We start from the raw sequence: 11,664 nt of genomic DNA on the forward strand, positions 1-11,664 counted from the left end.
GGTATGGGTGTCGGCGGAATTCCGATGCTTGAGACTCCTCCGGTAGATGCCGTTACAAGGGCAAGCAAGGCAATGGTCGAAATTGCTGGCGTAGACGGCATATAGGTAGGGGTCGGCGACCCGCTGGGTATGCCGATTTCCCACATAATGGCTTCCGGGATGACCGGGATGAGAGCAGCCGGAGACCTTGTAGCAAGGATGGAATTCTCAAAGAACATGAGGATAAAAGACGCAAAAGAGTACGTGGCAAAGAAGCTTAAAGTTGGCACAATGGACCTCTCAGACGAACATATCATGAGGGAACTGCGTGAAGAGCTTGATATTGGCGTTATCACCTCCGTGCCAGGAGCTGCAAAGGGCATTGCTGCAAAGATGAACATTGAAAAGCTGCTCGGTGTCAAGATCAACTCCTGCGATCTCTTTAGAAAACAGACCGGAAGGTAAACGCGAAAGATGAGCTCTATCGAAAAATCAAATTAAAAGTTATCAGGAAATTATATATAGACGGATTTATAAAATAAAAATCGACAGAGTAGTATAAATTAATCCGGAAATAATTGAAGCCAAGGGGGGCTAAATCCGGAAAGGGTACAGGACTTTGCCAAAATGTGGCGCGGGTTTTTCCCTGCAGTCACACAGGGACGAAACGGCGGTCTTTTCGAAAAGTTACGGAAAAGCGGATAGTGGAGACTATAGACAGGGGTTTCAAAGAAGGGAGCGGGAGGACACCGAGTTTTCCTTTTTTTAGAGGCCTGTGGCCGTAAGCTAACAGGTTTTCTCAAACAGGGATTTTAAAGAAGGTTTTCAACCCTTCCCCTGTAAAATAAAATTTATTCTCTCTTCACAGTCCGTTGAAGTCCGACCCATGGGAAAAACGTGGATTTTCCCCTATTTCAAATGAAAGGCAAATGGAAGTAAAGTGAATAAATTCGAAAATAAAGGAGAAAGAAAATGGCACAATGTAATGCATTTGCAGGATTTGATTACCTTGAGGGCGTGAGACTGAGCCTTTTCACCAATGATGAGTTAAAGGCTATCCACTACGCTACAATGGAAGTCCTGATGAACCCCGGAATCCAGGTTTCGGATGCCGAGGCAAGGAAGATCTTCAAGGAAAACGGCTGTGAAGTTGACGAAAAGACTCAGATCGTAAAGATCCCCGAATATCTTGTAAGAAGAGCCCTTCAGCTCGCTCCCTCGAGGTTTGTGCTCTGGGGACGCGACAAGAAGTACAATACCGTACAGGAGTCCGGGGGTAAGGTGCACTGGACCTGTTTCGGGACAGGGGTCAAGATGTGCAGGTACAAGGACGGGAAGTACGTCACAGTGGATTCGGTAGAGCAGGACATTGCAGAAATTGCAAGGCTCTGTGACTGGGCCGAAAATATTGACTACTTCTCCCTCCCGGTGTCTGCCAGGGACTGGGCCGGAAAAGGCGCCCAGGACGTCCATGAGACCTTCACCCCTCTTACCAACACCGCAAAACACTTCCACCACATTGACCCTGTCGGCGAAAACGTCGAATACTACTGGGACATTGCAAAAGCCTACTACGGCGGCAACGAAGAAGAAGCAAGGAAAAAACCGATCTTCTCCATGTTGCTCTGTCCGACCAGCCCGCTTGAGCTGAGTGTCAACGCCTGCCAGGTCATCATTAAGGGTGCCCGCCTTGGTATCCCTGTAAACGTCCTGAGTATGGCAATGTCCGGTGGGTCTTCTCCTGTATACCTTGCAGGAACTCTTGTTACCCACAACGCCGAAGTCCTCTCCGGTATCACCCTCGCCCAGCTCACAGTGCCCGGAACCAAAGTCTGGTACGGAAGTTCCACCACCACCTTCGACCTGAAGAAGGGTACTGCGCCCGTCGGATCTCCCGAACTCGGCCTGATCAGCGCTGCTGTCGCAAAGCTCGCCCAGTTCTATGGCCTCCCCGCATTCGTGGCAGGCACCTAGTCTGATGCAAAGATCCCGGACGACCAGGCTGGACACGAGAAGACCATGACCTGCCTCCTTCCCGCCCTCGCGGGGGCTAACACCCTCTACGGCGCCGGGATGCTTGAGCTAGGAATGACCTTCTCAATGGAACAACTGGTCATCGACAACGACATCATCAAAATGACAAAGAAAGCGATGCAGGGAATTCCAGTTTCTACCGAAACCCTGGCAGTCGAATCCATCCAGAAGGTAGGAATCGGAAACAATTTCCTGGCCCTTAAGCAGACGAGGATGCTTGTAGACTACCCCTCCGACCCCATGCTCATCGACAGGCGCATGTTCGGAGATTGGGCAGCAGCCGGCTCCAAGGACCTTGCGTCCGCGGCAAACGAAAAGGTGATGGATGTCCTCAAGCACCATGAAGTAAAACCAATCGATGCAGACATCCTCAAGGCCATGAAAGCAGTTGTCGACAAGGCTGACAGAGCCTTCAGGGAGGGATAAAAATGGCAAGCAAAGAAGAGATTATAGCAAAAGCAAAAGCTTCGATCACCGAGTTTGATGAAGATATGGCAGCGGAAGCAGCAAATGAATCCCTTGCCGCCGGGGTCGACCCGGTAGAAATCATCGAACACGGCTATACCGCAGGCATGCTGTACGTAGGCGAACAGTTCGAGCAGGGGACTCTTTTCCTGCCCCATGTGCTTGCAGCCGCAGAAGCAATGAAAGCAGGAGTCGACGTTCTGACACCCGAGATGGAGAAGCGGAAATCCCAGACTACAAAGCTCGGGACCGTCGTCATCGGGACCATCGAAGGGGACATCCATTCCATCGGAAAGGACATAGTTGCCTCCATGCTCAACATTGCAGGTTTTGAAGTGGTAGACCTCGGAAGAGACGTGCCCATCAAGACCTTCGTTGAAAAGGCAAAGGAACTCAAGCCTGACATTGTTGCAAGTTCCGCCCTTATGACTACCACCATGGTCAACCAGATCCAGATTGAGGAGCAGCTCAAAGAAGCAGGCGTCCGCGATAAGGTCAAGACCATGGTCGGAGGAGCTCCGGTTACCCAGGACTGGGCTGACAAGATCGGGGCAAACATCTACGGAGAAAGTGCAACAGATGCCGTTACCAAGGTAAAGGCAGCCCTGAAGCGCTGATAATCAGAAGAGCAGGCAGTTCCGGGAGTCCCAGGAAGGCTATACAGGCCGGGCTCCCGGTACACCTGCCCAATAACTCTAACAAAAGGGAGGAGTTGGTATGGATCTGAAAGCTTTGAAAGCGCAGGAAAGCAAACGAAAAATCAGTAAAGGGTACATGTGGGCCCTTTTTTGTGCTGTTTTCTGGGGCATCTGGTACCTGCCGGGAACTGTTGTGTGGGTACTGAACCCTTTTGATGAGATGTATGGGGTTATTGCCGAGACCAGTGGAGATGCAGTGTCCCTGGTTGTAACAGCGGCTCTGATTACCGCATTTAATGCACTTACAGTTATGCTGGCCCTCATGCTCTGGAATGGGGTGCTTGGAAAATTCGGAGAACTGGGCCGGACACTTAAGGAATTTCACCCTTGTTCCAAATGGTTCTTCCTGGCCTCAATCTTCGGGGGGCCCATAGCAATTCTTGGTTCCTTTATGGCCATGGGCTTTATTGGTGGAGCATTCGCAGCCGTTGCTGCCCTTCTCTATCCTGTGATCGGCTCGGTGCTTGCTTATTACTGGTATGGGGAAAAGATCAGCAAGAGAGCAGCAACCGGAATTGTAATCATTATTCTTGGTGGAATCACAATCTTTGGCGGCGGGGTTATAACCGAACTTGCTGCAGGAAGCGTCCCCTGGATTGGATACCTGGGAGGGTTGATGGCTGCTGCAGGCTGGGGAATAGAAGGTGCAATTGCAGGCAAAGGGCTTGATATTTCCGAGCCTGATGTGGGGCTTACCCTTCGGTTCCTTGGAGAAAACATCATCTGGTGGATCATTATCGTGCCGATCCTGGCAATTGTTGGCTACCCGATGTATTCCTTTGCACTCCAGGCATTTGAACCTCTGACGCTGTTGGTCCTGATTTTTGCTGGAATCACCTTCGGGTTCTGTTACGTCTGCTGGTACAAGTCTTTCCCGCTGATAGGTGTCGGAAGAGGCCAGGGGATAGGAAACCTCTACGGACTGTGTGCTATTATCTTCATATTCCTCTTCTTTGGAGATGTCCCACAGTGGACCATCATTGTCGGAGGTACCCTCTGTGTTATTGGTAGCTTCGTCATGTTTACGGAAGAAACAAGCGCACTTGAAACCCTGAGAGGTGAGTGAAAGTGGGCAAGAACCGGCCTATAAAGTTCAGGATCCTGGAGCTATTCCTTGATGGAGAAGCACACTGGAACTACGAAATAGTTTCAAAAATCCAGGAAGAGTACGGCATGAAGGGTAATTTCCACAGGGACAGCATCAATTTCGACATTCTTGAACTGGCGTCCGGTGGGATGTTGAAAGATGTGGAACAGAAGGTCGATGAGGAGGGAATTTACAAAAAAGATTTCCTGCTGCACAAATACGTTATCACCGACTTCGGAAAGGTCCGGGGCTCGGATGCCTGTCTCAGGTATGTCTAAAGGTACGGAGGGAAAAAGATGGTACAAACGGCAGCTGCTATGGAAGCTTACAATGCTTACTGGGTAAACTCCATTATCCCGGGAGCAGACACCATGTGGATGGTCCTGATCCTCATCCTGGCGGTCATTGCCCTCTGGCAGGCAAGGACCTTCGTATCGAAGTTCTAAGCTTTCAGTGAATAAAAAGCAGAGGAGACACCCCTCTGTCTTTCAAGCATAAAAACACCTGGAAGACCTGACGAAAAAGGCTTGAGTTCCTTTCGGAGCGGAGCTTATACCCCATTAAGGACTAAAAAGAGATCTAGCCTGCAGGCATACTTACTGCAGGACAGCTTTAACAATAAGGCGGGAAGTCCCCTTCCTCGGAGCGAAGCGACATGTGGGGGAGTTCACAGGACTTACCAGGGGATAGTTCACAGGACGTACCAATCTGTGTCGTCAACCGACAGGTCTTCCCGGAGACCAACCTCCCTCGCGGGGAGTTCTAAGGCCGTCGTTATCGCATCGGAAAAATCCTGCAGGTACTCTTTAGATGAGAGGCTGTTGTAAATGAAGGATTTCTCGGGCTGGATCATCCTTTGAATTGTGGATTCCCTCGGGACAATATCCACTTTTATGTCAACTATTTCCAGGGCTTTTTCCATTGCAGTCCGAAAATCTCCGATACAGTACGCTATCCTGTGCTTGTAGTTTGCCCTCGTCTTTTCAAGATAAGCGGCAATCCTTTCACTTTCTATTTTTATGAAGTCTCTCTTGATCTTTGTCACATTGCATTTGCCCATCATGAAAGTGTAGTTCATAAAAGGGTATTGAGTATCAAGTTCCCTTGGAGCAATCCCGCAGGTTCCGAAGGTTACTATGTGTACATCCTCGGGCTTTGCAATCCCAAAAATTATCCTGTCGAATTTTTTATGGGATGGGCTTTCGTGGTAAGGCTTTCTCTTGGCGCAGGGAACAAAAATACATAATTCCCTGAAAGGAGCTTCATACTCAGTGAGAACCCAGTCATTGGCTTTTATCATGTCAGGATGGTAAATTATTCTCTCAGTATCAAGAGGTTCTTCGGAACGTTCATCTTCAGGGATAATGGGCTTCATAAGACCTCAGAGCTTATTGAGTCAGGAAATTATATATATAATTAACTAACCAGAATCACTCCGGATTTATTATTCCGGATTTATTATTCCGGATTTATTATTTGGCATGAAGTACTGTGATTTGAAAAGTACTGTGATTTGTTTGTGCCTATTATTCGAAGAATTTCATTTACGTTTTTATGAAAACGGTCTGAAAAAATCTAATGGAATATTTAGCAGATATTACCGGATAAATATAATAAAATTTAACTGATATAAATAAGTTTATAAATCTATTCACCAATATTGGTAGCTAAATAACACATAATGATACTTAACACGATTGGGGATTATGCTTTTAAAAAGTATGTTTGGAGGCCGGCATAAGGTTTTCTATTTTATAAGAAGAAGCGTAAAACCCCCAGGTCTTTAACCTGGAAGATATAAGCGTCACCTTCTTCAATATTCGTTTCGTTATCCTTTGACTTGATATACATCGAAACCAATATAATATTAAGCAATGGTTACGAGAATCAAGTGGCCAATGCAATATATGTTAACCGTTAGGCTCATCAGGTCCTGGAAAATACACCGTCTCTAGCTTGAAACCCTGTAAAACCGAATCAGGCGGCGGAGCGGGACATAGTAGGGCAGGGACTGCCCGAATTAACGCCTTTGGAGACTCCGGAAGGTAGTCTATGAATTAGGAAGCTCCAGGTCTTTAGCCCAGGGGTAGTTCACGAGCATCCTCAATCTACCTTATATAATTGAATGTGCTTGCCGGTATCCTCAAAGAGCTCAAAATAAATTTTAAAAAACAATATGGCAAACTGCCCTCAAATAGTGGTTTTATGGTTAATTCTATTCATGAGATGATCAGAGCAAGCTTCAGATGCGAGGACATGGTACAATGTGTACTCGGTCTGAAGTCCCTTGACATCGACACATATAAGGCTCTGCTTACGCATGGTCCTCTTACAGCTGAAAAATTGGGAGAGATCCTCAGCAGGGAAAGGAGCACTGCATACCGTTCCCTGCAGAACCTTATAGCTTGTGGAATTGTTTACAGGGAAACACGATCCATCGATAGTGGGGGATACTACTACGAATATGTAGCTATCGAGCCCCAGGAAATGAAACAGATGGTAAAGAAAAACGTTGACGAATGGTACAACCAGATGAACGAATTGATTGATAAAATGGATGATAAAGTACGCGCTCTTATCATGCGACTGGACGATGAAGAAAGCTGAATCTAAAAAAGAGATCAAAGTAATAAATTTAAGTAAAAATATTGAAGCAAGGAAATTTAAAAGTAAAAAAATATAGATGTAAGAGCATCACAAAAATAAAATACGAAAATTAAAGTATCACAAAAATTAAAGTATCACAAAAATAAAATGAGAATGTAAAAGTAGACCGAATAAAGCTTCGGCCGAATTCATTGTTTTAATCCGTCTACGAAATCTCCCATTCTCTCAATTGCTTTTCTAAGGTCATCCAGAGATGCTGCATAAGCGCACCGCAGGAATCCTTCACCTGCTTCCCCAAACACATCTCCGGGAATTGTAACAACCCTCTTTTCATTCAGGAGACGTTCTGCAAAATCAGAAGAGGAAAGGCCTGTATCTCCTATATAGGGGAATGCATAAAAAGCGCCTTTCGGGTTGAAGCACTCAAGTCCTATTCTGTTAAAGCCTTTTACGATAAAGTGCCTGCGCCGGTCATATTCCCGGACCATCCGCTCCATTTCCCCTTTTCCATTGCGAAGGGCTTCGATTGCTCCTACCTGGGCAGTTATGGGGGCACATAGCATGGAGTACTGGTGGATCATCATCATTGAATGGATAATATCCGGAGCTCCCATTGCAAAGCCGAGTCTGAGCCCTGTCATTGCATAAGCCTTGGAAAACCCGTTCAGCATGACAGTCCGATCCTTCATACCTTCAAGAGACGAGAACGGAACATGGGTGCCTTCATAAGTCAGGCATTCATAAACCTCGTCTGAGATTACAAATAAATCGTTTTCAACAACAAGATCAGCGATATCCTCCATTCCTTCCTGTTCCATAATTGCGCCTGTAGGGTTGTTAGGGAAGTTGAGGACGATTGCCTTGGTTTTACTGGTGATTGCAGGTTTCAGGGCTTCTGCAGTAAGGCTGAAATCATCGTTCCTGTGAGTAGAAACAATGACAGGTTTGCCCCCTGCCAGAATCACTGAAGGGACGTATGCCACATAGGAGGGCTGAACCACAATTACCTCATCTCCGGGATTGACCACGGCCCTGATTGCTATATCAAGAGCTTCGCTTACTCCTGTAGTAATCAGGATTTCGGATGCCGGATCATAGTCCAGGCCATAGCGCCTATAATAGGTTCTTGTAAGTTCGTCTCTGAGTTCCGGAAGTCCGGAGTTTGAGGTATATGAAGTCTGCCCCTTTTCTAGAGAGTGGATGCACATCTCACGAATGTGCCAGGGAGTGATGAAATCAGGCTCTCCTACACCAAGGGAAATTATATCCTCAAGTCCGGAAACCAGGTCAAAAAAACGGCGTATTCCTGATGGAGGGATACTTTTTACAGCTTCCGCAACGAATTTTGAAGGATCGCATGGAGGTCTCAAGCAAACACCCCTATAAAAAACTTTATTAGTTTGATAAAATATAAAATGTGATAAGATGGATCAGATCTTAATCGATATCCTCTTTAAAACGATACCGGGAGCCTCTTTATTGACTCTGGTTCGTGGAGGATTACCCCGTCTTCTTTATAGGTCTTCAGCACGAAATGAGTGGACGTGCTCTGGACCTGGTCAAGGGTGGCGATTTTTTCTGCCACAAAAAAAGCCACATCCTTCATTGACTTCCCCCGGACGGTAAGGGAGATGTCATAGTCTCCGGACAGAAGCCTGACAGACCTGACTTCCGGAAACTTATAGATCCTTTCTGCAATTGCCTGATAGCCCTGGTTACGCTCAAGAGTAACCTTCAACTCAATTACGGCGTAAACGTAGTTTTCCCCAACCAGGTCCCAATCAACTATGGTCTTGTAGTGCCGGATAACTCCTGTTTCTTCAAGCTTTGCGATCGTCTGGGAAATTTCCTGTGCAGACATTCCTGTCAGGGCTGCGATTTCTTCCGAACTTGCTCGGGCATCATTTTCAAGAATTTCCAATATATGTCGAATTATTTCGTCCATGTTGACCACCGGCACAAGGTTTAGGGAAATTGGCACAGAACCCCAGGTATGGGGTCAGGGCTCTCTTCAATTATTCAATTTATTCAATTAATACAGCGTTTACAACTCCATCCTGTCCGGGTCTGCTTGTAACTCTAGCAGTGCCCATAGGAGTCCTTATAACGGATCCTTTTGTCAGAATGTTACGCCTGACATAGTGCTTGTTTGCAGTGTTTTCAATTACAGTCTCAATGGGTGCAGTAACTGTCTTTCCGTCTTTAGGATTGGTCACGTTTGCAACGTTTGACTGGAGAAGCCTTACTTTCCTGTTGCCGCCCATAGTGTGAATGTTCTTTCTTTTTACATCGCTGATACGGGTATCTGCAGATTCGCGGCCCATTTCAAACTTGCGCTTTCCGCGGGCGGCATTAACCTTTCCACCGGTAACTTTTCTTCTGGAGCTGCCTTGCCATCTCATTATTAAAACCTCGTTATTGTATTGAAATTTAAGCCAAGATTTATACTTAACGTTATTTTTAGTATTACTTAAGCTGGTTTTTAATGGAACCTTAAATGATCCATATAGTAAATATCCTGTAATCTTGATCTAGTGATCCTTTTTCAGGGCATAAGCATACCTATCAGTAGCTTAATTGCTCTGCTAATATATTAATGTATTAACAGGAATGCTATAATTAGCATATTTGCTATGGACTTAGCAATACGAATAGAATCGTATAAGAACTTTGCGATCATGTTGCCAGAAAAACCTTAACTTCCGGACAGCACCTGCATACGGGTAACTGTAGCCGAAAAAGTGGCATTCGAAGACCATAAAGTTACCGGTCTAAAAAGAGGCACAAAAAGCTGGCCACAGAAAAATATATATGATGAATTAAATACAAAAGAAAGAGAAAAAGAGATTCAGGTACAGGCCAGAAGGGAAATCTCATATATCTCATTTATAATAGTGCATTGAAAACCCTTCCGACCCCGGATGACTATGCAGATTACAGGAGGATAAATAATGGTTTCTGAAATTTCACTCAATACCGTATGCGGACATACAACAAAAGTTATTGCTACAAAAGAAGGCAAAACCATCCATGTGCATATCAAAACCACCTGTGAAAAACTCCGGAAATGGGGCACACAGTTTGATATGGGCATGAAAGACCTTATGGGCGGCCCTGAGACTGTGCTTGCCCAGAAAATGGCTGAAGCTCCTCTCACCCCCACCTGCCTTGTCCCGGCTGCAGTAATGAATGCCTGCTGGCTCGAAAACGGTCTGATTTCTAAAAACCTTGCCCGGGAAATGGGAAAAATGGAGCTCATTTTTGACAAACTTGAGTGATTAGGTCTTAATGAGTGATTAGGTCTTAATGAGTGATTAGGTCTTAATGAGTGATTAGGTCTTAATGAGTGATTAGGTCTTAATTTATACTCATTCAGATTTAAAATTTAGAATTTTTGCCTCAAAAAATAAGGCAATAATTCAATATAATTATGAAAACTAAATCCTGATGATTATAAATCTTTATTTTCTGTCTGAGGCAGGAAGTTGAAATCAACAAAACTCTCAAAAAAATTAAGAGTACTGCGATAAAACGCCTCTCTAATTCAAAACTTAAGAATACTTATATTGAATATGGTTGTGTATTATTTAATCACAACTTATCAACCATGTGCATATAAAATATATATACAATTTTTTTGTTTCTTCCATTTAAAATTAATAAAGATTCATACCCGGAGTGATAAATATGGATTTAAAAGAAATCAACAATTATGGACAGGAAATGCTCGAATGCCTTAAACTCAAGACTTCTCCAGTTGCAGTGAAATTAATTCCAAAGGGAGAAAAGGTTCCGGAGGGAATTGAAAAAGTAGATGAGGCTATGAGACACTGTCAGCTTGTTGACAGAGTGAGAAGAACGGGAGAAGAATTTTATACTCTGGGAGAGGACCAGATGTGCAAAGGCGGAGCAGGTGCCATGGGCCTTGGAGCACTGCCCCCTAAAGTAGCCAGCGGAGAATTCTATTATAAAGGCTTAAAACAATTCAGTACCCAGGGTGCTGCAAGGCGTACCATTGAAATGGTGCCAACCCTGACTCCTAACTCTACAGAGGCTGTCCTGTATGCACCTCTTGAAAAGACCACATTCATGCCTGATGTTGTAGTGGTCATCTGTAACCCGAAGCAGATAATGCTGCTCACCCAGGCTTATATGTACAAAACCGGAGGCAGGCTTGAAGCCAGTTTCGCAGGCAAACAGAGCCTCTGTTCCGATGGTGTGGTGCAGGCATATAAAGAAGGTAAAATAGGAGTTACAGTCGGCTGCAGCGGCAGCAGAGCTTATACTGAGATCGCAGATGAAGAAATGATCATGGGAATCCCAGTTGAGCTCCTTCCAGATGTCATTGCCGGCCTCAGGATAATCTGCCCTAAATAATACTAAAACCCGCATATTTACTTCAGATGTAAATTCCTCCATGCTCAGCCCTTAATTGATAGTGGGGCAAGCCATTGATCAAATATGACATAACAGACACAATCTGTTTGTTATATCATATTTGAAAACCGTTCTTCGACTTCTGCTTCTGCTTTCAGTAACTGACCTCACTACTAATTTTTTTTCTGTTGGCCGAATCAACCTTTTTGATTTCGAGCGTAAATATTACACCTGATCTCAAGGTTCTGCCATCACGGAAAGACATATAAAATCTGTAACAAAACGCTCACTTTGAACTATAAAATCAATTAAAAACCATAGTTAGTCCGCTTGAGCGAGCGAAGCTCACTGCTAAAACCCATAGATTAGCCCTCTTGAGCGCAGCGAAAAGGGCAGCGTACTGCAGAGCCGCAACTC

Annotated in this window: 12 protein-coding genes and 2 pseudogenes; 10 read left to right on the forward strand and 4 right to left on the reverse strand. The window is 45.2% G+C overall.

Going from position 1 to position 11,664, the window contains the following annotated elements; translation table 11 throughout:
* From EO95_RS04345 to EO95_RS17985, 6 genes and pseudogenes are all read left to right on the forward strand, one after another.
* Positions 1-444: pseudogene (locus EO95_RS04345) on the forward strand ([dimethylamine--corrinoid protein] Co-methyltransferase); the annotation flags it as partial.
* A gap of 507 nt (positions 445-951) precedes the next feature.
* Positions 952-2,439, forward strand: a pseudogene (gene mttB / locus EO95_RS04350) ([trimethylamine--corrinoid protein] Co-methyltransferase).
* Positions 2,440-2,441: 2 nt separating this feature from the next.
* Complete coding sequence (locus EO95_RS04360; RefSeq protein WP_048132529.1) at positions 2,442-3,095, forward strand: B12-binding domain-containing protein; 654 nt, start codon at positions 2,442-2,444, stop codon at positions 3,093-3,095.
* A 100-nt stretch (positions 3,096-3,195) separates the two neighbouring features.
* Positions 3,196-4,242: a DMT family transporter gene (locus tag EO95_RS04365; protein ID WP_048132531.1), complete on the forward strand. Its 1,047-nt coding sequence runs from the start codon at positions 3,196-3,198 to the stop codon at positions 4,240-4,242.
* Positions 4,243-4,244: 2 nt separating this feature from the next.
* Complete coding sequence (locus EO95_RS04370) at positions 4,245-4,541, forward strand: hypothetical protein (protein WP_048132533.1); 297 nt, start codon at positions 4,245-4,247, stop codon at positions 4,539-4,541.
* A gap of 18 nt (positions 4,542-4,559) precedes the next feature.
* Positions 4,560-4,709, forward strand: coding sequence for a hypothetical protein (locus EO95_RS17985; protein ID WP_200894995.1), 150 nt, complete (start codon positions 4,560-4,562; stop codon positions 4,707-4,709).
* 245 nt (positions 4,710-4,954) lie between these two features.
* Here EO95_RS17985 and EO95_RS04375 read toward each other — a convergent pair whose 3' ends face one another.
* Positions 4,955-5,638, reverse strand: a complete 684-nt coding sequence (locus tag EO95_RS04375) for a DUF5591 domain-containing protein (RefSeq protein ID WP_048132534.1) — start codon at positions 5,636-5,638, stop codon at positions 4,955-4,957.
* 830 nt (positions 5,639-6,468) lie between these two features.
* Here EO95_RS04375 and EO95_RS04380 point away from each other — a divergent pair.
* Positions 6,469-6,870 (forward strand): helix-turn-helix domain-containing protein, encoded by a 402-nt coding sequence (locus EO95_RS04380; protein WP_048132544.1) that lies wholly within the window; start codon positions 6,469-6,471, stop codon positions 6,868-6,870.
* 188 nt (positions 6,871-7,058) lie between these two features.
* On the opposite strand, the gene EO95_RS04385 is transcribed toward EO95_RS04380, so the two are convergent.
* From EO95_RS04385 to EO95_RS04395, 3 genes are all read right to left on the reverse strand, one after another.
* Positions 7,059-8,240, reverse strand: coding sequence for an aminotransferase class I/II-fold pyridoxal phosphate-dependent enzyme (locus EO95_RS04385; RefSeq protein ID WP_048132536.1), 1,182 nt, complete (start codon positions 8,238-8,240; stop codon positions 7,059-7,061).
* An 83-nt stretch (positions 8,241-8,323) separates the two neighbouring features.
* Positions 8,324-8,815, reverse strand: a complete 492-nt coding sequence (locus EO95_RS04390; RefSeq protein ID WP_048132546.1) for an Lrp/AsnC family transcriptional regulator — start codon at positions 8,813-8,815, stop codon at positions 8,324-8,326.
* Between the two features lie 79 nt (positions 8,816-8,894).
* A complete protein-coding gene (locus EO95_RS04395; protein WP_048132537.1) occupies positions 8,895-9,272 on the reverse strand; it encodes a 30S ribosomal protein S8e in 378 nt (125 codons plus the stop codon).
* A gap of 339 nt (positions 9,273-9,611) precedes the next feature.
* Here EO95_RS04395 and EO95_RS17455 point away from each other — a divergent pair, with 339 nt between their 5' ends.
* From EO95_RS17455 to EO95_RS04405, 3 genes are all read left to right on the forward strand, one after another.
* Entirely contained in the window at positions 9,612-9,773 is a 162-nt protein-coding gene (locus EO95_RS17455; RefSeq protein ID WP_156161229.1) for a hypothetical protein, read from the forward strand.
* Between the two features lie 48 nt (positions 9,774-9,821).
* Positions 9,822-10,148 (forward strand): DUF6951 family protein, encoded by a 327-nt coding sequence (locus tag EO95_RS04400; RefSeq protein ID WP_048132539.1) that lies wholly within the window; start codon positions 9,822-9,824, stop codon positions 10,146-10,148.
* A gap of 409 nt (positions 10,149-10,557) precedes the next feature.
* Positions 10,558-11,247 carry a DUF169 domain-containing protein gene (locus EO95_RS04405; protein ID WP_048132541.1) on the forward strand — a complete coding sequence of 230 codons (690 nt, stop codon included), beginning with the start codon at positions 10,558-10,560 and terminating at the stop codon, positions 11,245-11,247.
* Positions 11,248-11,664 lie beyond the last annotated feature (417 nt).

The sequence above is a fragment of the Methanosarcina sp. 1.H.T.1A.1 genome, from assembly GCF_000979295.1.
Classification (GTDB): Archaea; Halobacteriota; Methanosarcinia; order Methanosarcinales; family Methanosarcinaceae; genus Methanosarcina.